The following is a 23,377-nucleotide window of genomic DNA, read 5'->3' as shown; positions in this document are numbered from 1 at the left end:
CCCAGTTGCGAAAGAGATAAAGGCCGCTGGTCAAAGCGCGTTTTCGACATTAGGGCTGTTCACGCTGGAAAGCGGCAGGATAAGCAGCATGCCACCGATCGATATCGCCAAGCGGGTTTATGATCACAGCTGGAAGCTTGATCCGATCATCCGTTCCCTGCTCGATACGGACTTCTACAAGCTCCTGATGCTGCAGATGATCTGGGAGCTTTACCCGGATGTGCAGGCGACCTTCTCGCTGGTGAACCGCACCCGGCGCGTCCGCATCGCCGAGGAGATCGACGAGAAGGAACTGCGAGACCAGCTCGATCACGCCCGATCGCTGCGCCTCTCGCACAAGGAAATGATCTGGCTGGCCGGCAACACGTTCTACGGCCGCTCGCAGATCTTCAAGCCGGACTTCCTCGCCTGGCTGAAGGACTTCCGCCTGCCGGAATACGAGCTGCACCGCGAGGACGGCCAGTATGCGCTGGAATTCTCCGGCAGCTGGGCCGAGGTCAGCATGTGGGAGATCCCGGCGCTGGCCATCGTCAACGAGCTGCGCTCCCGCTCCGCGCTGCGCGGCATGGGCCGCTTCGCGCTGGACGTGCTCTATGCCCGTGCCAAGGCGAAGCTCTGGAACAAGGTGGAAATGCTGAAGCAGCTGCCGGACCTGCGCATCGCCGATTTCGGCACGCGGCGGCGCCACAGCCATCTCTGGCAGCGCTGGTGCGTCGAAGCGCTGAAGGAAGGTCTCGGCGAATCCTTCGTCGGCTCATCCAACGTGCTGCTCGCCATGGGCAGCGACCTGGAAGCCATCGGCACCAATGCGCACGAACTGCCGATGGTGGTGGCGGCGCTTGCCCGCAACGACGACGAGCTGCGCGAAGCGCCCTATCGCGTGCTGAAGGACTGGGAAAAGCTCTACAGCGGCAACCTCCTCGTCGTCCTGCCCGATACGTTCGGCACCACCACCTTCCTGCGACACGCCCCGGAATGGGTGGAGGACTGGACCGGCTTCCGCCCGGACTCGCTCCCGCCGATCGAGGGTGGCGAGCAGATCATCGCCTGGTGGCACTCGCGCGGCCACGATCCCCGCGACAAGCTGATCGTCTTCTCCGACGCGCTCGACGCGGACACGATCGTCTCCACCTACAAGCACTTCGCCGGGCGCACCCGGATGAGCTTCGGCTGGGGCACAAACCTCACCAACGATTTCGAGGGCTGCGCGCCCGAGCCGCTGGACGGGCTGCAGGCGATCTCGCTGGTCTGCAAGGTGACGCGCGTCAACGGCCACCCCGCGGTGAAGCTTTCCGACAATCCGGAAAAGGTGACCGGCGACAAGACCGAGATCGACCGCTATCTCGACATCTTCGGCACCGCCGGGCGCGTGCGCCGCGCGGTGCTGGTCTGACGCAAGACGATCTGGGAGCAAGGAATGAGCGTTATCGGAGAACCGGTCTGCCTGGCGCCGGTCGGCGACGTCTGCGGTGAAGCCGCGCTCTGGTGCGAGGCGGAGAACGCCCTCTACTGGACCGACGTCAATCGCTTCCTGATCCACCGCATCAAGCTTGCCGACAACAGCGTCCAGTCCTGGTTCTTCGACGAGCCGGTGGTGTCGCTGGCCCTGACCGACCGGGACGGCACGCTGCTCGTCGCCATCGGCTCGCGCCTGCTCTTCTGGGAACCGGCGACGGACGCCCGCCGCGATCATGGCTTCCGCCTGCCGGGCTGGCCGAATGTGCGGCTGAACGACGGCCGCCCCGATCCGCTCGGCAATTTCTGGATCGGCTCCATGCGCAACAATGTCCGCGCCGACGGGACCTCGGGCGAGGCCGGCGGCACCGAGGGCATCCTGTATCGCATCACCCCCTCCGGTGACGTCACGGAATGGGTGCACGGGCTCGCCATCTCCAACACGCTGACCTGGAGCCCGGATGGCCGGAAGTTCTATTTCGGCGACAGCATTCCCAACATCGTCCGCGTCTATGACGTGGCGGAAAACGGCGACATTTCGGGCGGGCAGACCTTCTTCGAGGGCTTCGAGCGCGGCGGGCCGGACGGCTCGGCGATGGACGCGGAGGGCTATCTCTGGAACGCGCGCTTCGGCGGCAGGTGCATCGTCCGCGTCGCGCCCTCCGGCGAGATCGACCGGGTGATCGAAATGCCCGTCCAGAACATCACCACCTGCACCTTCGGCGGCCCGGATCTGAAGACGCTCTTCGTCACCACCGCGAGGCTGGAGGCCCCCGAAAGCGACCGGCTGGCCGGCGGGCTCTATGCCATCGCGACCGAAGTCACCGGCCAGCGCGAGAACGTCTTCCGCTGCTTCGGCGGCTGAGCCGGGGCGAGACGGCCCGGGCGGGGTCGATCCGCCCGGGAGCTACTCGTTGCCGGGGAACAGCGTCTCTATCTTGCCCGTCGTATAATAGGCGGCGAGCCCCACCCACTCCTTTTCCGCCGTCGAAAGCGTCTTCAGGTTCTCCACCAGATGGTGGCTGTGATCGCCCGGCGTGCGGAAATCGACGGGATACGGGATCACCGCCCAGCCCACTTTCCGGAAGCAGCCGAGCGAACGCGGCATGTGGAAAGCGGAGGTCACCAGCAGCCAGGTCTGCCCCGCCCGCGGCTGCACGATCCGCTGCGAAAAGACCGCGTTCTCCCGCGTGTTGCGCGACTGATTCTCGATGATCAGCCGCGCGGGATCGATCCCCTGCTCCAGCATGAATTGCTGCATGACGGCAGCGTCGCTGCCGACGCCGTTGGCGTCGCCGGTGCCCCCGGAAAGCAGGATCTTCGCCTCCGGATAGCGTCGCGCCAGCACCAGCGTCTGCGTCAGGCGCTCGCCGGCGGCGTTGAGGTCCGTCTGATGACGGCGCAGGCTCACCTCGTTGTCCGTCGCACCGCCGAGCACGATGATCCCGTCGACGCGCTCCGGCATCGTAACGGGCGCGGCGACCCGGTTTTCCAATGGCTCCAGCAACCATGAGCCGAGCGGGAAAATGGTCAGCAGCACGAAGCACACCGTCGCGAGAACGCAGATCCCCATGCCGAAGCGACGGAGCGGACGGTAGAGCCGGATCAGGAGCCCGAGGACAAGCAGCGCGACCAGGAAATTGCCGGGGTCGAGAAGCAGCCACGCCAGCTTGGACAAGACGTAAAACAACAGCGGCCCCTCTTCGTCCTTCGTGAACGCTCTGCCGGATCATGGTTAACATTTCGGCAAGAGCAGGCGAAGCTCGGGCGAGATGCGGCCCGGCCACAGCCGATGCTTCTTTGAACCGGCAGGGCTGCCGGGCGATCTGACGGATTGCCGGGCGTGCGAGCGACCTCTATGGCTCGCTGTCTCTCCCTGCTTCGATGTCCCGGGATCGCCTCATGCCATTGGCCCTGTTTGCCCTGACCGTCGCCTCCTTCGGCATCGGGACGTCGGAATTCGTCATCATGGGATTGCTGCCCGACGTGGCGCGCGATCTCGGCGTCAGCATCCCGAGCGCCGGGCTGCTCGTCTCCGGCTACGCGCTGGGCGTCTTCATCGGAGCGCCGATCCTCGCCGTCATCACGGCGCGCATGCCGCGCAAGCTCGCGCTCTTGGTGGCGATGGGCATCTTCACGGTCGGCAACTTCCTCTGCGCGGTCGCGCCGAATTACTGGCTCCTGATGCTGGCGCGGATGCTGACCGCCTTCTGTCACGCCGCCTTCTTCGGCATCGGGGCGGTGGTCGCCGCCGATCTCGTGCCGCAGAACAAGCGCGCGCAGGCGATTTCCATGATGTTCGCGGGCCTGACGGTCGCCAACATCCTCGGCGTGCCCTTCGGCACCGGTCTCGGCCAGATCGCCGGCTGGCGCGTCAGCTTCTGGGCGGTGGTGCTGATCGGCTTGATCTCGGAGACGGCGCTGGCGGTGCTGCTGCCCGCCAACCTCAAGATGGAGGTGCCGAACCTCGCCCGCGAGTTCCGCATCCTCGCCCGGCCGATGGTCCTCCTCAACTTCCTGATCAGCATGCTGGTTTCCGTCAGCCTGTTCACGGTCTTCACCTACATCACGCCGATCCTGGAAGACGTGACCGGTTTCACCCCGCGCGCGGTTACCGGCATTCTGCTCCTCTTCGGCGTCGGCATGACGATCGGCAATCTTCTCGGCGGACGTCTGGCCGACTGGAAGGGCGCTCAATCGCTGATGGCCTGCCTTCTCGTTCTGGCGCTGGTGCTGCTTGCCTTCACCTGGACCAGTCATTCCGGCGTGCCTGCCATGGTGACGGTGACCGCCTGGGGCATTCTCACCTTCTCGGTCGTGCCGCCCCTGCAGTTGCGCATCGTCGACAAGGCCGTCGGCGCCAGCAATCTCGCCTCCACCATGAACCAGGGCGTCTTCAATCTCGGCAACGCCACCGGCGCGTGGCTCGGCGGCTTCGCGATCAATGCGGGGATCGGCTACGGCTCCCTGCCGCTGATCGGCGCGGCCGTGGCCGGCGTGGCGCTGATCCTGACGTTGCTGTCGGAAAGCCTGGAGCGGCGGCGCGTGCCGGCGGGCGGCATCCGCGTGGGCAACTCCTGAGGCCGGGCAGTCCCTTCCCGCATTTCTCCGGTACTTGTCCGTAGGTTGGGACGCATTAGATACCGGGCTCGGCGCGAAGGACCGCTTGCGTTCTTCAAACCCTGACCCGGAGTTCAAATGACGTCCAATCTCGATCCCTTGTTCCAGGCCGGCCGCATCGGCGACATTCCCGTCGCCAACCGCATCGCCATGGCGCCTCTGACGCGCAGCCGCGCCGGCGAAGGCAATGTTCCCAGCGATCTCGCCGTCACCTATTACAAGCAGCGCGCTTCGGCCGGGCTCATCATCGCGGAAGCCACGCAGATCCGGCCGGACGGTCAGGGCTACATCAAGACCCCCGGCATCCATTCCCCCGAGCAGATCGCCGGCTGGCGCCGCGTGAACGAGTCCGTCCACAATGCCGGCGGACGGATCATCCTGCAGCTCTGGCACGTGGGCCGCATCTCCCACACCTCGCTGCAGCCGAACAACGGCAAGCCGCTTGCGCCTTCCGCGATCCGGGCCGAAACCACCAAGACCTTCACCAAGGACGGCTACGAACCGGTTTCCGAGCCCCGCGCCATCGAGATCGACGAGATCTCCGGCATCGTCGCCGACTATGCCAAGGCCGCGCAGAACGCCATCGAGGCGGGCTTCGACGGCGTCGAGATCCACGGCGCGAACGGCTACCTGATCGACCAGTTCCTGCGCGACGGCACCAACAAGCGGACCGACGCCTATGGCGGGTCCATCGAGAACCGCGTGCGCTTCATGCGCGAGGTGACGGAAGCGGTGATCGGCGTCATCGGCCCGGGCCGCACCGGCATCCGCCTTTCGCCGGTCACGCCCGCGAACGATGCCACCGACAGCGATCCGCAGCCGCTCTTCAACCTCGCCGTCGACGAGTTGCAGAAGCTAGACCTCGCCTTCATCCACGTGATCGAGGGCGCGACGGGCGGACCGCGCGACACCGGCGCTCCTTTCGATTATTCCGAGCTCCGCCGCCGCTTCAAGGGCGCCTACATCGCCAATAACGGTTATGACGGCGAGATGGCCGCCGAGGCGATCGCCTCCGGCCGGGCCGACATGGTGGCCTTCGGCCGTCCCTTCATCGCCAATCCGGACCTCGTGGAGCGCCTGCGCACGGGCGCGCCGCTCGTCCAGCCGGACCAGCAGACCATGTATGGCGGCGGCGCGGAGGGCTACGTCGATTACCCCACGCTGAAGGAGCAGGCGCCGGCCTGATCGCCCCTCCCGGGACGCGCAAACGAAAGGGCCGGCATCTGCCGGCCCTTTTTGCTTCCTGCTCTTCCTTCTGACCGAAAGTTCGATCAGCGGCAGACGTGGCGCTGCCCGTCATAGCCGAGATAGGTGTGGGTACGCGGGTTGTACGACTTGAACCGCGCCGCGCAGGACGAGCCATGCGAGGCGGAGCTGGCCGCGGCACCGGCGATCGCGCCGGCTGCCAGACCGAAGGCAGCGGCCGCGCCGGCGTCGCCGTGATGACGATGACGGTAATAGTCGTGTCGATTGTAGCCATGCCGGTAGCCGTGGTGGCCGCGATCCCAGCCGCCGCCATGCCGATCATGACCGCGGAAGTCGCGCCCGCCATGATGGCCACCATGATCGCCGGCGAAACCGCCGCGATTGCCACGCATCCACGGCTCGTCCGCAAAGGCAGGCGAAGCGGCCGCGACGACCGTGGCGCTCGCGACGAAGCCTGCGACAAGGGCGGTGATAATCCTGTTCAAGACGTTCTCCTTGAGGGGTTTGGCCCCTGCCTGCTGCCCGTTGCCGCAGGCGGGTTCTTGAAACCCGGACGCCATCGCCCGGCTTCCTCATGGAAAGGCAACGGTCTTGTGTGGAGGCGAGTTCCCTCAAGGACCCGTCTTTACCGGCCGGCATATGCGGCTTCGACTTCGACGCAGCGTTTGCTTCGCTGTTTTTACGCCCAATTTCCCGTTTGGCGTGTTAGCCAAGGCGAACCATATGGCGTGGGGAAGGCCCCGCCGGGACCGACGGAATTCGAGAGTTTACCCCATGCGTATCGAGACTGATTTCAAGCTGGACTTCAAGGACGTGCTGATCCGCCCGAAGCGGAGCACGCTCGGGAGCCGCAGCGAAGTCGACATCAACCGCACCTTCCGCTTCCGCAGCGGCATCGACTGGACCGGTTTTCCGCTGGTCGCCGCGAACATGGACGTCACGGGCTCGATGGGCATGGCAGTCGCCCTTTCCTCGTTCGGCGCGATGACGGCGCTGCACAAGCACTACCCCGTGGAAAAGCTGATCGAGTTCTTCGGCCGCGAGGATACGTCCAACGTCTTCTTCAGTCTCGGCACCACCGAGAGCGACCGCGAGAAGCTCGCCGCCGTCAAGCAGCACGCCAGGATCGACAAGATCTGCCTCGACGTCGCCAACGGCTACACCGAGAAGTTCGTGCAGCTCGTCTCCGAGATCCGCGACGAGAACCCGGAAGCGGTGATCATGGCGGGCAACGTCGTCACCGGCGACATGACGGAAGCGTTGATCCTCGCCGGCGCCGATATCATCAAGGTCGGTATCGGCCCGGGCTCCGTCTGCACCACGCGCAAGATGACGGGCGTCGGCTATCCCCAGCTCTCCGCCATCATCGAATGCGCCGACGCCGCGCACGGCCTCAAGGGCTATGTCTGCGCCGATGGCGGCTGCACCGTACCGGGAGACATCGCCAAGGCCTACGGCGCCGGCGCCGACTTCGTGATGCTCGGCGGCATGCTGGCCGGTCATGACGAATGCGAAGGCGAGATCGAATACGAGGAGCGGGACGGCGAGCGCGTCGCGGTCGGCATGACCTTCTACGGCATGTCCTCCGACACGGCCATGCAGCGCTATTCCGGCGGTGTCGCGGGCTACCGCGCTTCCGAAGGCAAGACCGTGCGGGTCCCCTATCGCGGTCCGGTCACCCACACGATGCAGGAAATCACCGGCGGCGTGCGCTCCATGATGACTTATATCGGCGCCATGCGGCTGAAGGAGGTCCCCAAGCGGACCAGCTTCGTCATGGTCGGCGCCCAGCTCAACAACATCTTCGGATCGTGAGACGGGATACCGCATGATCAACGCCGGCTACCTCGCGCGCGACCTCGAGCCCTTCACCGACGCCGATGCGGCGCTGGAACGCATCCAGCAGATCTACAGCGACAGCGTCGCTACGCTCAGGACCGCGTTTCGCGAGGTGGCGACCGGCGGCCGGCGGCGCGAGGTGCTGGCGACCTATCCCTATCTCGGGATTTCCGCCACGCATTCCGACCTCCATGTCGATGCGCGGCTTTCCTACGGCGTTCTCCTGGAGCCCGGCACCTACGGCACGACGCTGACGCGGCCTGACCTCTTCGCCCGCTATTATCGCGAGCAGATCGACCTCCTGCTGAAGCACCACAGGGTGCCGGTCTATGTCGGGCTCAGCGATCGTCGCATTCCCCTGCCCTTCGTGATCGAGGAAAGCGTCATCGACATCACGGAGGCGGATCTCCGCGCCTTGCAGCAGCATTTCGCGCTGCCGGATCTCAGCGCCACGGACGACGCCATCGCGAACGGAACGCAGGTCCGCCGCCCCGAGGATCCGCGTCCGCTGTCTCTCTTCACCGCCGAGCGGGTGGATTATTCTCTGGCGCGGCTGAAGCATTATTCCGGCACGTCGCCGGAGCATTTCCAGAGCTTCGTGCTGCTCACCAACTACCAGCGCTATGTCGACGAGTTCATCCGCTTCGGCCACGCGCAGATCGGGCAGGACGGCTATACCGGCTTCGTGGAGCCCGGCAACGTGGTGACGCCGACGCCGACCGACGCGGATACCCCGCGTGGGGTGGCGCCGCATTACCTGCCGCAGATGCCCGCCTATCACCTGAAGCGGGAAAACGGCGACGGCATCACGCTGGTCAATATCGGCGTCGGCCCCTCCAACGCCAAGACGATCACCGACCATCTCGCGGTGCTGCGGCCGCATTGCTGGATCATGGTCGGCCATTGCGCCGGCCTGCGCCGCAGCCAGCTCCTCGGCGATTACGTGCTGGCGCATGGCTATGTCCGCGACGATCAGGTGCTCGACCACGATCTGCCGGCCTGGGTGCAGGTGCCGCCCATCGCCGAAGTCCAGGTCGCGTTGCAGGAGGCGACGGAAACCGTCACCGGCCTGCACGGGCAGGAACTCAAGACGCGCCTGCGGACCGGTACGGTCGCCACCGTCGACAACCGCAACTGGGAACTTCGTTTCAACGAACTGTTCGGTCGGCTGAACATGACGCGCGCCATCGCCGTGGACATGGAATCGGCGACGATCGCCGCCAACGGCTTCCGCTTCCGCGTGCCCTACGGCACCCTGCTCTGCGTCTCCGACAAGCCGCTGCACGGCGAACTCAAGCTCGGCGGAATGGCCAACGCCTTCTACCGCGAGCGGGTGAGCCAGCATCTGCGCGTCGGGCTGGAAACCATGCGGCTCCTGCGCGAGCGGGGACCCAGCGCGCTGCATTCCCGCAAGCTGCGCGGCTTCGACGAGCCGGCCTTCCGTTGAACGAGCGCAGGGCCGGGGACGTGCCGGTGGACCCGGCCAGCCCGGCCGACGCAACGCCTTTTCCCGCACCCAACCGGGGCCGCCGCATCGCGGCGCTTGCCGTCGCGGCCCTGCTGTTCGGGCTTCTGGAAATCACAGGCTTCTGGTTCGGCGTTCCCCGCTTCATCGCCGAGCAGGCGGGCCGCTCCGGAGTCCTCCGCCTTGGGCTGGAAGGGGCCGTGCCGCTGGCGGTGGAACTGGCGATCATCGCCATCCTGATCGACCAGTTTCAACAGCCTGTCCGCAGGTTCGGCCGCAAACTCGTCGTTCGGGCCGGGCCGACGCTGAGCCGAAGCGAGCGCTTCGCCGCGCCGCTGATCGCCCTTCTGGTGCTCGGGATCGTCGCGCTTCTCGCCGTCTTCCTTTCACAAGAAGCCGCGTTCGAACTGGGCCGGCTGGCCCTCGTCTTCATCGCCGCGCTTTTCGTCGCCTCCCGCTCGCGCCATTCCAACTATGCCTTCCGGGGCGCCCTGCCTGCCGCCCTGCTCGGCTTCCTCGTCGGCTATTTCGCGGATGCCTACGTTCCGCTCGTAACCAAGGATTCCGACCGGGTGGACTGCATCGTCTGGAGCCGAAACTGCCCGACCGACGTTCCTTCCACCAGGCAACCGGCAATCACGCAGCCTCGCCCCTGAGGGGAGAGGCTCGGTAGACGACCAGCGAGGGCGACGTGGAACAGGAACTCGCGGAAACACTGAACTGGATCGAGCAGCGGGAGACGCACTGGCGGCTGCAGGGCTATTTCGAGATAGCCGAGGACTACCAGCGCGCGGCCAGCGCCATCCGTTTCCAGCAGAAGCAACGCGCCGTGGCGGACGAGACATCTCCGGAGATCCGCCTCCGCGCCTTCGAGACAAGGCTGCGCGAGCTTGAGGAAAAGGCGGATCGGCTGCAGGGCGAAGTCGACGCGCTCCGCTCCCGCGTGCGGCCAGCCTGAAAGCCTGCCTTTAGCCTTCGAAAAATCGGAACCGGACCTCGGTGACGGGATTTATCTCGCACTTGCGAGATAGCCGGGGAGATCGCGATGGACCGGATCAACACCGCAGTCACCGGGGCTTTCCGGTGGCTTGGCTGGCTTCCGAACGGCGTCGTCGGCACCATCATGCTGCTTGTCGCCGTGGGAGTGGCTTTTGCAGCGCACAAAGCCGCCGTGCGACTCATCCGACGCCTGACGGCGGCCCGCTCGGAATATCTCCGTTCGCTGCTGTCCCGCATCTCCGGGCCGACACGGATGGCGCTGGTGCTTTTCGCTTTCGGTGCGATGCTGCCGCTGACGCCGCTCAGCTATGACGCGACGAACATCCTTGCCCGCCTGCTTCTCGTGTCCTTCATCCTGATGATCGGGTGGTCCTCGCTGGCCGCGGTGGGCGTATTCTCCGACGTTTATCTGCGCCGCTTCCGTATCGACGAGGAGGACAACCTCCTTGCCCGCAAGCACATCACGCAGGTTCGCATCCTGCGCCGGACCGTGGATACGCTGATCCTGCTCCTGATGCTGGGCGCGGCGCTGATGACCTTTTCGGCCGTCCGCCAATACGGCGTGAGCATGCTCGCCTCCGCCGGCGCTGCCGGGCTCGTCGTCGGCCTGGCCGCGCAGCCCGTGCTCTCCAACCTGATCGCCGGCGTGCAGCTTGCGATCACGCAGCCGATCCGCATCGAGGACGCCGTCGTCGTCGAAGGCGAATGGGGCTGGATCGAGGAGATCACGGCGACCTACGTCGTCATCCGCCTCTGGGACTGGCGGCGGCTGATCGTGCCGCTTTCCTATTTCATCCAGAAGCCGTTCCAGAACTGGACGCGCGAAGGCGCCGCCGTCATTGGCACCGTGCTTCTGCGCGTGGACTACACCGTCCCGGTGGACCGCATTCGCGAGAAGCTGACGGAGATCGTGGAGGCGTCGTCGCTCTGGGACAAGAAGGTGGTGAACCTGCAGGTCACCGATGCCGGCGAGCAGAGCCTCGAGCTTCGCTGCCTGGTCAGCGCGCGCAATTCCCCGACCGTCTGGGATCTCCGCTGCCTCGTCCGCGAGAAGATGATCGCCTTCCTGCAGGGGGAATTCCCCTCCGCCCTGCCGCGCCGTCGCACCGAGGTCTATCCGCTGGAAACCGCCGAGCCGGTCGATCAGGCGCGGGGCGGACAACCGTTCTTCGAACAGGCCGCCGCGTCGGCGAGTACGTGAGTCAGCCGAGCCGGGTGTAGGTCGAGCGCATGACGTAATCCTTGCGCGGGCCGGTGACGCGATGCGTGACGGTGAAGCGCGCGCCGCCCGGTTCGAAATCGTAGCGCGTCCGATAGGTGTCGGCCCGGCAAAGATGCTCGGCGGTCCCGCTCGCGATCTCGCCCGGACCCGATAGGTTCACCTCGTGAAAGAGCGAAACCCCGTCCTCGAAGAAGACGGCGAGGCCGTTCTCCCGCCGCGCGTAGACATAGGAGCGGGCGGAATGGAAGCGGCCGCCGCCTTCCAGCGCGAGTTCTCCTTCCTCCAGGTAATCGAGGCGCCCGTCGGCGCGCGGGGTGAACACGGCCTCCCCGTCGAAGCGCGCCTGCCCTTCCACGGTGCGCGCGATGGCCCATCGCCCTTCCAGCATGTCGAAGACGGACCGGGTCCCGCCCGGCTCAGGATCTCGCTTCATTTCGTCCCTCTTCCATGAAGCGGTCGCCGGAGGCAAATCTTTGTGCTTCAAGGCGGGCCTCAGGAGGTAGGACATGCGTATCTGGATCAAGGACCCGCTGGCGATCTTGGCCGATGGCGCCGAGCGCGGCTTCGTCGTGGAGAATGGCACGATCGCGGAACTGGTCGGGCGCGGCGGCGAGCCTCCCGCGCCGGTGGACCGCTTTTTCGACGCCTCGCGCCACGTGGTGCTGCCCGGCCTCATCAATACGCATCACCACTTCTACCAGACGATGACGCGCGCGCATCCGGCCGCGATCAACAAGCCGCTGTTTCCGTGGCTGGTCGCGCTCTATCCGATCTGGAAGTCGCTGACGCCCGAGGCGCACCGGCTGGCGACCCGGCTGGCGCTGACGGAACTCCTGATGTCGGGCTGCACCACGGCCGCCGATCATCATTACCTCTTCCCCGGCGGGCTTGAGGACGCGATGGACATCCAGGTGGACGAGGCGCGCAAGCTCGGCATCCGCATGACCGTGACGCGCGGTTCGATGAACCTGTCGAAGAAGGATGGCGGCCTGCCGCCCGATTCCGTGGTGCAGGACGAGGACACGATCCTTGCCGACAGCGAGCGCGTGCTGTCGCGCTACCACGACGCCCGGCCCGGCGCGATGACGCAGGTGGCGCTCGCCCCCTGCTCCCCCTTCTCCGTGACGCGTAACCTGATGCGGGAAACGGCAGCGCTCGCCGAGCGCTTCGATTGCCGCCTCCACACCCATCTCGGCGAGACGAAGGACGAGGACCAGTTCTGCGTCGAGATGTTCGGCATGCGTCCGGTCGATTACCTGGAAGATACCGGCTGGATGAATTCGCGCACGTGGCTGGCGCACGGCGTGCACTTCAACGACGATGAGGTGAAGCGGCTCGGTCATGCCTGCGTCGGCGTCTGCCATTGCCCGACGTCCAACATGACGCTGGGCTCCGGCCTCTGCCGCACGCAGGAGCTGGAAGCGGCGGGCGCGCCGGTCGGGCTCGGCGTCGACGGCTCCGCCTCCAACGACAGCTCCAATCTGATGGAAGGCGTGCGCCACGCGCTGATGATCAATCGCCTGCAATACGAGGTCGGCAGCGTCACCCATCTGGATGCGTTGCGCTGGGCGACCGAAGGCTCGGCCCGCTGCCTCGGCCGGGGCGATGTCGGCGCGATCCGGGTTGGCATGCAGGCGGACTGCGCCTTCTTCACCCTCGACGAGCTCCGCTTCTCCGGCGCCCACGATCCGCTGGCCGCGCTTGTACTCTGCGGCGCGCACCGGGCCGACCGGGTCATGGTGGCCGGCGAATGGCGCGTCGAGGACGGGCTTCCCGTCGGCATCGACCTCGCCCGGCTGAGGGCGGAGCACGGCGACATGGCCCGGCAGCTCTTCGCCGGCGGGGCCTGATGGCCGGACTTCGATCGCCGTCATTTCAAAGTTGCCCGGAGCACCCCATATGAGGACCGCTCGTCGATAGCGCGGGCGGGTACCATTATTCCGCCGCTCTGTTTGCGGAACCTCAATCCGTTGGGCGCAATCCAGCGGCATCTGATCCCGCGGGGGGTCGTCACTGGAGCCAGGGAATGCGGGTTGACGGTTTGAGGGGCAGGCTCGGGCGGAGGACGGCCGGCATGACCGCCGTGGCGCTCGCCGCCGCGCTTTCGGCCTGCTCCCCCTCCAAGGGGGAGAAGAGCGCCGATGCGGGCGAGCCCGCCGCGTCGTCCCGGTCGCAAGCCGCGCTGACCGTCGCCGTCGAGCCTGTCCGCCACGAGCCGCTGCAGCATTCCGTCGAGGCAACCGGCACGGTCGCCGCTTGGGAAGACCTCACGATCGGCTCCGAAGTGGGAGGCCTCGCCATCACCGCCGTCCATGCCGATCTCGGCGACGCCGTGAAGAAGGGCGACGTCCTGGCGGAGCTCGACGATTCCCTGCTTCGCGCCCAGGTCGCGCAGCAGCAGGCGGCGATCGCCGAGGCTCAGGCCAATGCGGACTACGCGGAGGCCGACGTCGATCGTGCCCGCCTCCTCAGCGGCAACAGCGACATTTCCCGCCAGACGATGCAGCAGCGCGAAGCGACGCTGAAGACCAGCCAGGCAAAGATTCAGCAGGCGCAGGCCTCGTTATCGGAGTTGCAGGCGAAGCTCGCGCAGACCCGCATCGTCGCGCCGGCCGACGGCACCGTTTCCCAGCGCAAGGCCCTGATCGGCACCGTCGCTTCCGCCGGCGGCGAGCTCTTCCACCTGATCCGCGACAACCGGCTGGAGGTGCAGGCCAAGGTGCCGGAAGCCGAATTGCCGGGCATCGCCGCCGGCCAGTCTGCGACGGCGAGGGACGCGGCGGGCAATACCTTTACCGGCAGCGTGCGCAAGGTCGGCCCGGTCGTCGACGCCGCGACGCGGCTCGGCACCGTCTACGTCGCCTTGCCCCAGGACACGACCATGAAGCCGGGAATGTTCGCGCGGGTGGAGATCAGTACGGAGCCCCGCCTCACGCTGACCGTGCCGGAAAGCGCTCTGGTCTGGCGCAACGGCGCGTCCTCCGTTTTCGCGGTCGCGAGCGGCAACACGGCCAAGCTCCTTCCCGTCACGACCGGGGCACGACAGAACGGCCGCGTGGCGATCGACGGCGACGTCTCGCCGGGAGACCGGGTGGTCGTTTCCGGCGCGGGCTTTCTGAACGACGGCGACGCGGTGCGGATCGCGGTGGCCGATGCCGATCTCGGCGGCTCCGCCGAAGCCGCCGCCCGATGAACGGCATTTCCTCCTGGTCGATCCGGCATCCGGTCCCGACCATCGTCCTCTTCCTGGTGCTGACGATCGCCGGTGCGGTGAGCTTCCTGCGCCTGCGCACCAACAGCATGCCGGATATCGACCTGCCGGTGGTGGTCGTCACGGTGACGCAACCGGGCGCCGCCCCGAGCGAGCTGGAAACGCAGGTCACCCGCATCGTGGAGGATGCGCTGGCCGGCCTCGGCAATGTCGATCACATCAGCTCCACCGTTTCCGACGGGGCATCGACCACCAGCATCCAGTTCACGCTGGGAACCAACATCGACCGCGCCACCAACGACGTGCGCAACGCCGTCTCCAGCGTGGAAAGCTCGTTGCCGGCGGCGGCCAACCAGCCGATCATCCAGCGCGTGGAAGCGACCGACGTCGCCATCCTCACCTATGTGGTCGAGGCGCCCGGCATGCGGCCCGACGAGCTCAGCTGGTTCGTGGACAACGACATCGCCAAGGCCATGCTGTCGGTGGGCGACGTTTCAAAGATCACCCGCGAGGGCGGCGTGGACCGGGCGATCCGCGTGAAGCTCGATCCCGACCGGCTGATGGCGCTGGGCGTCACCGCGGCGGAGGTGAGCCAGACGCTCGCCAAGGTCAACGTCAACCAGCCGGGCGGCCGCGCCACGCTTGGCACGGGCGAGCAATCGATCCGGACGCTCGGCAGCGTCGCGACGGTGAAGGGACTGGCCGACACCCGGATCGCGCTCTCCAACGGCAATTCCGTCCGCCTTTCCGACCTCGGCCAGGTCGAGGACACCTGGGAGGAGCCGCGCCAGCGCGCCCGCTTCAACGGCAAGGAGGTGGTCGCCGTCAGCGTCTTCCGCTCCGTCGGTTCCAGCGAGGTGGACGTCACCCGCAACGTTCGCGCCCGGGTTCAGCGCTTCATGCAGGAACACCCGGACGTTCGTCTGGACGAGGTCACGACCTCCACCGACTTTGTGCTGGCGGGCTATGACGCGGCGCTGGAATCGTTGTGGATCGGTGCGCTGCTGGCCGTGATCGTGGTCTGGATGTTCCTGCGCGACATCCGCGCCACCATCGTCTCGGCCATCGCCCTGCCGCTGTCACTGATCCCGACATTCGCGGTGATGTACGCCGTCGACGAATCGCTCAACACGATGACGCTGCTGGCGCTCTCGCTGGTGGTCGGAATTCTGGTCGACGACGCGATCGTGGAGATCGAGAACATCGTCCGCCACATGCGCGAAAGCGGCAAGCGGGCCTACCAGGCGGCGATCGAGGCCGCCGACGAAATCGGGCTGGCCGTGGTCGCCACCACCTCCACCATCATCGCCGTCTTCCTGCCGGTCGCCTTCATGCCGGGAATTCCCGGCAAGATCTTCCGCAGCTTCGCGCTCGCCGCCTGCGTGTCCGTGTTCTTCTCGCTGCTCGTCGCGCGCACGCTGACGCCGCTGGTCGGCGCCTATTTCATGAAGGCCCATGACGCAGGTGGCGGGGAAGCCGGGGAACACGCCCCGCGCTGGATGGGGCCGTATCTGCGTCTCCTGCAGCTGGCGCTTCGCTGGCGCTGGATCACGCTGGCCCTCGGCATCGGCTTCTTCGTGGGCTCCATGATGCTCGCCGGTCTTTTGCCGAGCGAATTCATGCCGGCCACCGATCGCGGCCGCTCGGTACTCTCGGTGAAGCTCGCGCCCGGCTCCACGCTTGGCGAAACCGACCGGGCGGTGCTGCAGATCACCGACATTCTGCGCCGCCATCCAGAGGTGACCGGCGTCTACGCCGTGGAGGGCTCGCAGAGCCAGACCGGCTTTGGCCGCATCTCCGCCGCCGCCGAGGTCCGCACCGCGACGGTGACGGCCAATCTGGTGAACAAAAGCCAGCGCAGCCTCTCGCAGCAGCAATTCGAGGCGATGGTCTCGCGCGAATTGCAGGCCGTGCCCGGCGCGCAAATCGCCTTCGGCGCCGACGGCCAGTCGGGCTCCAAGGTCTCGGTCTCGCTCACCGGCGACGATCAGGCGGCACTTGCCAGGGCTACGGATAAGCTGGTGGCCCAGATGCGCGGCATTCCCGGCCTGATCAATCCGCTTTCCACCTCCAGTCTTGCCCGGCCGGAGTTGCACGTCACTCCCAAGAAGGACATCGCGGCGGAGCTGGGCATCTCCGCCCAGACCATCGCCGCCACGGTCGATATCGCGACGCTCGGCGACGCGGAGACCAACCTCCCCAAGTTCAACCTGGAAGACCGGCAGATCCCGATCCTCGTCAGCCTGAAGGACGATGCGCGCAACGACCTCGCCCGCATCGGCAACCTGCAGGTGCACGGGACCACCGCCACCGTGCCGCTTTCGGCCGTGGCCGACCTTTCCTTCGGCTCCGGTCCGAATGAGATCGACCGTCTCGACCGGCGGCGCAAATTCAGCGTGGATGCGCAGCTTGGATCGCTGACACTCGGCCAGGCGACGCAGCGGATCCATGCGCTGCCGATCATGCGCAACCTGCCCCCCGGCGTGGAGGAAGTGCAGCAGGGCGACGCGGAACACATGAAGGAGCTCTTTACCGGTTTTGCCATGGCGCTCGGTGCCGGCGTGCTGCTGATGTATTCGGTGCTCGTGCTGCTCTTCCGCGGCTTCGTGCAGCCCGTGACGATCCTGACCGCCCTTCCCCTCTCCATCGGCGGGGCGCTCGGTTTCCTGCTGATCACCGGCTCCAGCCTTTCGGTCGCGGCGCTGATCGGCGTGCTGATGCTCATGGGAATCGCGGCCAAGAACTCCATCCTGCTGGTGGAATACGCGCTGGTCGCGCAGGCGGAGCGTGGCGTCAGCCGGCACGAGGCGCTGATCGACGCCGCCCGCAAGCGCGCCCGGCCGATCATCATGACCACGGTCGCGATGGGCGCCGGCATGCTGCCCATGGCGCTGGGCTTCGGGGCGGACGCGGAATCACGCGCGCCGATGGCGATCGCGGTGATCGGCGGCCTGCTCAGCTCGACCGTGCTCAGCCTCGTATACGTGCCGATCGTCTACACCTTCATGGACGACCTGCAGCGCAACCTCGGCCGCCGTCTCCGGCACCTCCTGCCGCGCGAGAACCGCCCCGGGCGAAACCGGAACCGAGAGAATGAAAGCGGCCCCGGCCTGCCACCTCAGGTGCCTGAAGCCGCGGAATAGCCGACAAAAACAAAGAGCCCGGCGATTGCCGGGCTCCCTGTCATCGAACGTCGACCCTCGACGGGTGTCAGGACATCTTCTTCGCGATGTCCTGGATCATCTTGTAGTGCATCTTTAGCGTCGGCAGGGTCTGCGCCGCGAAGGTCTTCAGCGCGCCGTCCTCGCCGCTCTCCGAATACTGCGTGAAGAGTGCCACGGCTTCCTTGTGGGCCTTCACCTGCGCGGTGGTGTAGGCCTTGTCGAAGTTCTTGGCCGAGTTGACCTGATCCAGTTCCTGCTGATGCTTCTTGTCGAGGCCGCTCGGGGCGGTCACGCCCTGTTCCGACTGCAACGCCATCTGCATGTCGTCGGCGGCCTTGCCGTGGTCGGTGATCATCTGCTGGGCAAACTGCTTCAGCTCCGGCGACTTCGCCTTCTCCAGCGCCGACTGGCTCGAATCGATCTCGAACTGGTTGGAGGGACCGGCCATGTCGACGAACTTCTGAGCGGTCATCGCCGTCTTGGAGGAGCTCTTCTGCTGCATGGCGGCTTCGGCGTGCGTCTTCTTGGCGGACTGGGCGCTCGCCGGAACAATGGCGACGGCGCTGGCGGCAGCGAACATGGCGCTCGCCAAAAGAATCGATTTCATGGATTTCTCCTCACCTCGATTGATTGCGAAGCGGCACGGCCTGGAGGTGCCGCTCGCTGCTTCTGTGGCTAGGAACGGCTGACAGGGGCACCCGTTCCGAGGTCGGCCCGGGAAAGACATGAGCCGGTGAAGCTGCTGTGGGTGGACAATGCAACGCGTTGCGCCGGGCGCGAGTTCTGGCTACGCAACGGGCTCCTGCCGACATGACGAGGCCCCATGAGCCGCACAATCAAAGCTGCCCTCGGCAGCGTGGCGATCGCCGTGGTGGTCCTGCTTCTCAAGGTCGCGGCGTGGTGGCTGACGGGCAGCGTGGCGCTTTATTCCGACGCGCTCGAAAGCATCATCAACATCGTCGCGTCCATCGCGGCGGTCATCGCGCTGTCCGTCAGCGCCAAGCCGGCCGACGCGAACCATCCCTATGGCCACCACAAGGCGGAATATCTTTCCGCCGTGCTGGAGGGGGTGCTGATTGTGCTGGCATCGCTCTCGATCCTGCGGGAAGCCTATTACGACTGGTTCGCGCCGAAGACGCTCGACGCGCCGGTGCTCGGATTGGCCGTCAACCTTCTGGCGACCGCCATAAACCTTGGCTGGGCCGTCTTCCTCACGCGGCTCGGGCGCCGCTGGCGTTCGCCGGCGCTGAGCGCCGACGGCAAGCACCTGATGGCCGACGTCTTCACCTCCGTGGGCGTCATCGTCGGGGTCGCGCTGGTGGCCCTTACGGGCTGGACACGGCTCGACCCGGCGCTGGCCGCCATCGTCGCGCTCAACATCCTGTGGACCGGCTACAGCCTCGTTCGCACCTCCGTCGGCGGGCTGATGGACGAAGCGCCCGACCCGGAGGTGACCGCCCGTCTTCGCGAGCTCGTCGCGGTTCATGCCAACGGCGCGATCGAGGCGCATGATTTCCGCACCCGGAGCGCCGGCCGCGTCACCTTCGTGGAGTTTCACCTCGTGGTTCCCGGCTCCATGGCGGTTAGCGACGCGCATCTCATCTGCGACCGGATCGAGGCGGCGATCCGCAGGGAGACGGGCGAAGCGGTGATCACCATCCATGTCGAACCGCCGGAAAAGGCCAAGCACCAGGGCGTGCTCGTCCTGTCCTGAGCGTCTCGCCCCGCCTTTCGGCGTATCATGATGCGATGCACCGAGGGCGCTTGGCCGCTCGCGGGTTCCCCGGTAAGACTGGCCCCGAGTTCAATCGGCATCGCCTGTGCGATCGCCGTCCGTTTTCGACTGGACCCGCCATGAATGCAGTAACGAAAGCCGCCGATGCGGCGCCCTCCGCCTCGCGTCCGGCTTCGAGCCGCTTCGTCCTGAACCTGTCCTGCGCCGACCAGCCGGGCATCGTCGCCGGCGTTTCCGGCACGCTCGCGAATTCCGGCTGCAACATCCTGGAAAGCGCGCAGTTCGGCGACCCGGAAACCGACCTCTTCTTCATGCGCGTCGTCTTCGCGCCGCCGGAGGCCGTCACGGTGGAGGATATCCAGGGGGCGCTCCGCTCGGTGGCGAAGCGCTTCTCCATGGAATGGACCGTCAAGGACATGGCGGTGCACACCCGCGTCCTGATCATGGTCTCCAGGTTCGACCATTGCCTCCAGGACCTGCTCTATCGCAAGCGCCTTGGCGCGCTGCCGATCGACATCGTCGCGATCGTCTCCAATCACGAGGATTCGCGCCCGCTGGCGGAAGCGAACGGCATTCCGTTCCACCATTTGCCGGTCACGCGCGACAACAAGGCCGAAACCGAGGACAGGATCCTGGCGCTGGTGGAGGAAACGGGCGCCGAACTGGTCGTTCTCGCCCGCTACATGCAGATCCTGTCCAACCGGATGAGCGAGGCGCTGTCCGGCCGGGTGATCAACATCCACCATTCCTTCCTGCCGGCCTTCAAGGGCGCCAAGCCCTACCACCAGGCCTCCAGCCGCGGCGTGAAGCTGATCGGCGCGACCGCGCATTACGTGACGGCGGATCTCGACGAAGGTCCGATCATCGAGCAGGACGCGGAGCGCGTCACCCATGCCGACAGCGCGGAATCGCTGGTGGCGAAGGGCCGGGACATCGAAGCCCGGGTGCTGGCCCGCGCGGTCCGCTACCACGTCGAGAGACGCGTTTTCCTGAACGGAATCAAAACGGTCGTCTTCAGCTGACGAAACAGAACGCCGGCCGCACCCCGGCAATATTCTTTCCGGGGTGGCGGCGTAAGATCGTTTCAACTGCCATCGAACATTGATAAAAGAAACCCGCAAGGGTTTCTTCTACGGAAGATGCAGGCTTGCAGAGCTTCTTCTTCGACAACGCCGCGATGCTTCTCGACCTGCCAACTCTCGCTGCGATCACGATCTTCATCGCGACGATCATCGGAGTCCTGTTTCTCTCCACCTGGGTGCAGAATCGGGAGATCGATTCCTTTGGCTGGTGGGGCCTGTCCTATCTGCTCTGCGCAGCCGGTTTCGGCTTTTTCTTCCTGCGCGGCCATGTCCCGGACGTCCTGTCCATCGACATCGCGAACGCGCTGGTCATTCTTTATTACGGGCTGATCTGGTCCAGCGTCCGGGCGTTCAACGGCAAGCCCTTCCGCGTTTCGTGGCTTCTGGCTGGGCCGATCGCCTGGCTGGTGCTCTGCCGGATTCCGATCTTCTACGGCGATATCAACCTCCGCGTCATCGGTGCCGCGCTGCTGGCCGGTCCATACAGCCTTGGCGGCGCCTACGAGTTCTGGCGCGGCGGCGACAGACGGCTGGCGACACGCTGGCCGGCCGTCGTCTTCCTGTTCATCCACGGCGTGGCGCTGCTGGCCCGGGTGCCGTTCGCGGTGATTTCGCCGATCACGGCCGCCTCGCTGGTGTTGAACCATGGCGTTCTCGCCATCATCGCGGTGGAGTTGATCCTCTATTCCATCTGCATGTCGTTCCTGCTGCTCGCCATGGCCAAGGAGAGGGTCGAGGTTCGGCTTCGGGCCGCGGCGCTAACCGATCCGCTCACGGGCACCCTGAACCGCCGCGGGCTTTTCCAGTTCACGCAGGTCTCACTCGCCCAGGCCCAGCGGACAAGCAGCAGCATCGCCTTCCTGCTGATCGACCTCGACCACTTCAAGCGGGTCAACGATACCTTCGGCCATCAGGTCGGCGATCGCGTGCTGCAGCTCCTGTGCGTCGAGGCGACGCGGATGATCCGCGGCAGCGACATCCTGGGCCGGATGGGCGGCGAGGAATTCGGCATCGTGCTTCCCATGAGCAACTGGGAAGGGGCGGAAATGCTGGCCGAGCGTCTGCGCAGGAGCTTCGCCGCCGCCGCCGACGATGTGGGAGGACGGGCGATCGGAGCCACGATCAGCATCGGCGTGTCGTTGTCGTCCGCCCGCTGCAACACGATCGAATGCCTCGTCCGCGATGCCGACCGTGCGCTTTACGAGGCCAAAGCGGCCGGACGCAACCGGGTGCGCACGGCCGCTGCCATGCCCGACACGGGCTGGACCTTTGCCGGCGATCTCGCCGCCTTCGCGGGGACGGCGAGCGTCGGACCATCACGCCCGATCGACAGGCTATCGAACGGATAGGGTGGCGCGCAGGCTCAGCCGTTGCCGATGAAGCCGGGATAAAGCCGCATGCCGCCATCGGCGAAAAGGGAGTGGCCGACGACATAGTCGGCGGCATCCGATGCGAGCCAGGCCACCGCCCGACCGACATCGAGCGGGTCGCCGATCCGGCCATAGGGGATGAGCTTCAGCATCTCCTTTTCGCCCTTGCGCCGTTCTTCCTCGTTGATGGCGGTGGCGATCGCGCCGGGCGCCACCGAATTCACGCGAATGCCCTCATGCGCCACTTCCTGCGCCAGCGTCTGCATCAGCAGCGAGATCCCGCCCTTGGCGGCCGCGTAATTGGCGTGACCCGCCCAGGGAATGACCTCGTGGACGGAGGAATTGAAGACGATCTTGCCGAGCGAACGGCTGATCTCCTCGCGCCTCCCCTTCTTGCGGAAACGGCGCACCGCCTCGCGCGAGCAGAGAAAGCCGCCGGTCAGGTTGAGCGAGATCACGGTATTCCAGTCGTCCAGCGTCATGTCGGTGAAGGCTGCGTCCTTCTGGATGCCCGCGTTGGAGAAGACGATGTCGACCGGGCCGAGTTCTTTTTCCGCCGCATCGAAAAGGGCGATCACGTCCGCCTCGCTAGCCACGTCCCCCTTCATGACGAAGCCCCTGGACCCGGCTTCGCGGACCGCCTTCAGCGTTTTCTCCGCGCCGTCCCGGTCGCTGTGATAATTCACGAGCACGGCGGCTCCCGCCTCCGCCAGCGCCTCGGCGGCACCCGCCCCGATCCCGGAGCTTGCCCCGGTGACCACGGCCACCTGCCCGTCCAGCCTCAGCATGTCCCGCTCCGCTGCCATGATCTCTCCCGCCGGTGAAGCCGCCATCTGCAGCGATGAATGGAGACTGGCCAAAGCGGTTCCTCACGGCCACTATGCCGGCGCGTTGAAAAGGTTTGCGGGCCAGGTTGCCGTTCGAACCAGAGAGCGCTAGATTAGAACCATGCTAAATCATTCAGGCACGCGCTCCGGAGGACGGCAATGAGGCTGACCAAGCAGACGAGCTACGCGCTCCGGATCCTGATCTATTGCGCGCTGCGTCCGGATGAGCAGGTGCGGGCCGGCGATATCGCCAGGGCCTACCAGATCACCGAGTTCAACGTCCTCAAGATCGTGCCGCTGCTGGTGCAGGGCGGCTTCGTGCGGACCACGCGCGGACGCAATGGCGGCCTTCGCCTTGCCCGCGATCCCCGGGAGATCCGGATTGGCGAGATCGTGCGACTGACGGAAGAATCGCATGTGCAGGCGGACTGCTTCGGCCAGGCGGCCGAACGCTGCCCGATCCAGCCGGCCTCGCCCGTGAACCGCATCCTGCAGCAGGCGCTCAAGGCGTTCATCGACATTCTCGACCAGCACACGCTGCAGGAACTCGTCGACGCGCGGCCGCGCTTCGGCTCACGGCAGCCTTCCCCGGAGGTGCTGCCGGATGTCAACGTGCTCGGCGATCTGAGCGCGCTTCTCCCCAACTGAAGCCCGCGAATACGGGCGTTCCCTCCAGCGCTCG

Annotated in this window: 21 protein-coding genes; 16 read left to right on the top strand and 5 right to left on the bottom strand. The window is 66.2% G+C overall.

Annotated features, from left to right (window positions below; genetic code table 11):
• The first annotated feature begins 88 nt into the window (after positions 1-88).
• Complete coding sequence (gene pncB / locus BMY25_RS01530) at positions 89-1,393, top strand: nicotinate phosphoribosyltransferase (RefSeq protein WP_092494820.1); 1,305 nt, start codon at positions 89-91, stop codon at positions 1,391-1,393.
• A gap of 24 nt (positions 1,394-1,417) precedes the next feature.
• The gene (locus BMY25_RS01525; protein ID WP_092494819.1) at positions 1,418-2,320 is read left to right on the top strand and encodes an SMP-30/gluconolactonase/LRE family protein; all 903 of its coding nucleotides are present in this window, start codon (positions 1,418-1,420) and stop codon (positions 2,318-2,320) included.
• Between the two features lie 42 nt (positions 2,321-2,362).
• On the opposite strand, the gene BMY25_RS01520 is transcribed toward BMY25_RS01525, so the two are convergent.
• A complete protein-coding gene (locus tag BMY25_RS01520) occupies positions 2,363-3,145 on the bottom strand; it encodes a YdcF family protein (RefSeq protein ID WP_092494818.1) in 783 nt (260 codons plus the stop codon).
• Between the two features lie 212 nt (positions 3,146-3,357).
• Between BMY25_RS01520 and BMY25_RS01515 the strand changes: the two genes are divergently transcribed.
• Both BMY25_RS01515 and BMY25_RS01510 read left to right on the top strand, forming a co-directional pair.
• On the top strand, positions 3,358-4,536 hold the full coding sequence (locus tag BMY25_RS01515; RefSeq protein ID WP_092494817.1) for an MFS transporter: 1,179 nt from the start codon (positions 3,358-3,360) through the stop codon (positions 4,534-4,536).
• A gap of 117 nt (positions 4,537-4,653) precedes the next feature.
• Positions 4,654-5,760: an alkene reductase gene (locus BMY25_RS01510; RefSeq protein ID WP_092494816.1), complete on the top strand. Its 1,107-nt coding sequence runs from the start codon at positions 4,654-4,656 to the stop codon at positions 5,758-5,760.
• 86 nt (positions 5,761-5,846) lie between these two features.
• Here the strand turns inward: BMY25_RS01510 and BMY25_RS01505 are convergent, their stop codons facing one another.
• Positions 5,847-6,266 carry a BA14K family protein gene (locus BMY25_RS01505; RefSeq protein ID WP_238858084.1) on the bottom strand — a complete coding sequence of 140 codons (420 nt, stop codon included), beginning with the start codon at positions 6,264-6,266 and terminating at the stop codon, positions 5,847-5,849.
• A gap of 289 nt (positions 6,267-6,555) precedes the next feature.
• Between BMY25_RS01505 and BMY25_RS01500 the strand changes: the two genes are divergently transcribed.
• From BMY25_RS01500 to BMY25_RS01480, 5 genes are all read left to right on the top strand, one after another.
• Complete coding sequence (locus BMY25_RS01500) at positions 6,556-7,596, top strand: GMP reductase (protein WP_092494815.1); 1,041 nt, start codon at positions 6,556-6,558, stop codon at positions 7,594-7,596.
• Positions 7,597-7,609: 13 nt separating this feature from the next.
• Positions 7,610-9,067, top strand: a complete 1,458-nt coding sequence (locus BMY25_RS01495; protein WP_092494814.1) for an AMP nucleosidase — start codon at positions 7,610-7,612, stop codon at positions 9,065-9,067.
• Entirely contained in the window at positions 9,064-9,741 is a 678-nt protein-coding gene (locus BMY25_RS01490) for a hypothetical protein (protein WP_092494813.1), read from the top strand. The genes BMY25_RS01495 and BMY25_RS01490 overlap by 4 nt, the downstream gene beginning before the upstream one ends.
• 35 nt (positions 9,742-9,776) lie before the next feature.
• On the top strand, positions 9,777-10,043 hold the full coding sequence (locus BMY25_RS01485) for a hypothetical protein (protein ID WP_092494812.1): 267 nt from the start codon (positions 9,777-9,779) through the stop codon (positions 10,041-10,043).
• Positions 10,044-10,130: 87 nt separating this feature from the next.
• Complete coding sequence (locus BMY25_RS01480) at positions 10,131-11,285, top strand: mechanosensitive ion channel family protein (RefSeq protein ID WP_092494811.1); 1,155 nt, start codon at positions 10,131-10,133, stop codon at positions 11,283-11,285.
• 1 nt (position 11,286) lies between these two features.
• Here BMY25_RS01480 and BMY25_RS01475 read toward each other — a convergent pair whose 3' ends face one another.
• Entirely contained in the window at positions 11,287-11,739 is a 453-nt protein-coding gene (locus BMY25_RS01475; protein ID WP_143061852.1) for a DUF6314 family protein, read from the bottom strand.
• A 73-nt stretch (positions 11,740-11,812) separates the two neighbouring features.
• Here BMY25_RS01475 and BMY25_RS01470 point away from each other — a divergent pair, with 73 nt between their 5' ends.
• The 3 genes from BMY25_RS01470 (at position 11,813) to BMY25_RS01460 (ending at position 17,660) form a co-directional block, all read left to right on the top strand.
• Positions 11,813-13,156 (top strand): 8-oxoguanine deaminase, encoded by a 1,344-nt coding sequence (locus BMY25_RS01470; RefSeq protein WP_092494809.1) that lies wholly within the window; start codon positions 11,813-11,815, stop codon positions 13,154-13,156.
• Between the two features lie 224 nt (positions 13,157-13,380).
• Entirely contained in the window at positions 13,381-14,499 is a 1,119-nt protein-coding gene (locus tag BMY25_RS01465) for an efflux RND transporter periplasmic adaptor subunit (protein ID WP_177176650.1), read from the top strand.
• Complete coding sequence (locus tag BMY25_RS01460) at positions 14,496-17,660, top strand: efflux RND transporter permease subunit (RefSeq protein ID WP_092494807.1); 3,165 nt, start codon at positions 14,496-14,498, stop codon at positions 17,658-17,660. Before BMY25_RS01465 ends, BMY25_RS01460 begins: the two co-directional genes overlap by 4 nt.
• 67 nt (positions 17,661-17,727) lie before the next feature.
• On the opposite strand, the gene BMY25_RS01455 is transcribed toward BMY25_RS01460, so the two are convergent.
• Positions 17,728-18,288, bottom strand: a complete 561-nt coding sequence (locus tag BMY25_RS01455; protein WP_143061851.1) for a DUF4142 domain-containing protein — start codon at positions 18,286-18,288, stop codon at positions 17,728-17,730.
• Between the two features lie 216 nt (positions 18,289-18,504).
• On the opposite strand from BMY25_RS01455, the gene BMY25_RS01450 reads away from it, so the two are divergent.
• From BMY25_RS01450 to BMY25_RS01440, 3 genes are all read left to right on the top strand, one after another.
• Positions 18,505-19,395 (top strand): cation diffusion facilitator family transporter, encoded by an 891-nt coding sequence (locus BMY25_RS01450; protein WP_092494805.1) that lies wholly within the window; start codon positions 18,505-18,507, stop codon positions 19,393-19,395.
• A gap of 140 nt (positions 19,396-19,535) precedes the next feature.
• Positions 19,536-20,438, top strand: coding sequence for a formyltetrahydrofolate deformylase (gene purU, locus BMY25_RS01445; RefSeq protein ID WP_092494804.1), 903 nt, complete (start codon positions 19,536-19,538; stop codon positions 20,436-20,438).
• 125 nt (positions 20,439-20,563) lie between these two features.
• A complete protein-coding gene (locus tag BMY25_RS01440; protein WP_092494803.1) occupies positions 20,564-21,847 on the top strand; it encodes a GGDEF domain-containing protein in 1,284 nt (427 codons plus the stop codon).
• A gap of 14 nt (positions 21,848-21,861) precedes the next feature.
• Here BMY25_RS01440 and BMY25_RS01435 read toward each other — a convergent pair whose 3' ends face one another.
• Entirely contained in the window at positions 21,862-22,674 is an 813-nt protein-coding gene (locus tag BMY25_RS01435) for an SDR family oxidoreductase (RefSeq protein WP_238858083.1), read from the bottom strand.
• 180 nt (positions 22,675-22,854) lie between these two features.
• On the opposite strand from BMY25_RS01435, the gene BMY25_RS01430 reads away from it, so the two are divergent.
• Positions 22,855-23,343: an Rrf2 family transcriptional regulator gene (locus BMY25_RS01430; RefSeq protein ID WP_092494801.1), complete on the top strand. Its 489-nt coding sequence runs from the start codon at positions 22,855-22,857 to the stop codon at positions 23,341-23,343.
• Positions 23,344-23,377: the final 34 nt, after the last annotated feature.

The organism is Faunimonas pinastri (assembly GCF_900110915.1).
In the GTDB taxonomy this organism is placed as follows: Bacteria; Pseudomonadota; Alphaproteobacteria; order Rhizobiales; family Afifellaceae; genus Faunimonas; species Faunimonas pinastri.
Note: the sequence above shows the minus strand (reverse complement) of the source record. Positions and strands in the feature narration are given on the sequence as shown.

Excerpts from the sequence above, each read along its gene's own strand:
- BMY25_RS01480 (WP_092494811.1), top strand. The coding sequence starts at position 10,131 with ATGGACCGGATCAACACCGCAGTCACCGGGGCTTTCCGGTGGCTTGGC.
- BMY25_RS01475 (WP_143061852.1), bottom strand. The coding sequence starts at position 11,739 with ATGAAGCGAGATCCTGAGCCGGGCGGGACCCGGTCCGTCTTCGACATG.
- BMY25_RS01465 (WP_177176650.1), top strand. The coding sequence starts at position 13,381 with ATGACCGCCGTGGCGCTCGCCGCCGCGCTTTCGGCCTGCTCCCCCTCC.
- pncB (WP_092494820.1), top strand. The coding sequence starts at position 89 with ATGCCACCGATCGATATCGCCAAGCGGGTTTATGATCACAGCTGGAAG.
- BMY25_RS01495 (WP_092494814.1), top strand. The coding sequence starts at position 7,610 with ATGATCAACGCCGGCTACCTCGCGCGCGACCTCGAGCCCTTCACCGAC.
- purU (WP_092494804.1), top strand. The coding sequence starts at position 19,536 with ATGAATGCAGTAACGAAAGCCGCCGATGCGGCGCCCTCCGCCTCGCGT.
- BMY25_RS01515 (WP_092494817.1), top strand. The coding sequence starts at position 3,358 with ATGCCATTGGCCCTGTTTGCCCTGACCGTCGCCTCCTTCGGCATCGGG.
- BMY25_RS01525 (WP_092494819.1), top strand. The coding sequence starts at position 1,418 with ATGAGCGTTATCGGAGAACCGGTCTGCCTGGCGCCGGTCGGCGACGTC.
- BMY25_RS01500 (WP_092494815.1), top strand. The coding sequence starts at position 6,556 with ATGCGTATCGAGACTGATTTCAAGCTGGACTTCAAGGACGTGCTGATC.
- BMY25_RS01435 (WP_238858083.1), bottom strand. The coding sequence starts at position 22,674 with ATGGCAGCGGAGCGGGACATGCTGAGGCTGGACGGGCAGGTGGCCGTG.
- BMY25_RS01430 (WP_092494801.1), top strand. The coding sequence starts at position 22,855 with ATGAGGCTGACCAAGCAGACGAGCTACGCGCTCCGGATCCTGATCTAT.
- BMY25_RS01455 (WP_143061851.1), bottom strand. The coding sequence starts at position 18,288 with ATGAAATCGATTCTTTTGGCGAGCGCCATGTTCGCTGCCGCCAGCGCC.
- BMY25_RS01510 (WP_092494816.1), top strand. The coding sequence starts at position 4,654 with ATGACGTCCAATCTCGATCCCTTGTTCCAGGCCGGCCGCATCGGCGAC.
- BMY25_RS01470 (WP_092494809.1), top strand. The coding sequence starts at position 11,813 with ATGCGTATCTGGATCAAGGACCCGCTGGCGATCTTGGCCGATGGCGCC.
- BMY25_RS01450 (WP_092494805.1), top strand. The coding sequence starts at position 18,505 with ATGAGCCGCACAATCAAAGCTGCCCTCGGCAGCGTGGCGATCGCCGTG.
- BMY25_RS01460 (WP_092494807.1), top strand. The coding sequence starts at position 14,496 with ATGAACGGCATTTCCTCCTGGTCGATCCGGCATCCGGTCCCGACCATC.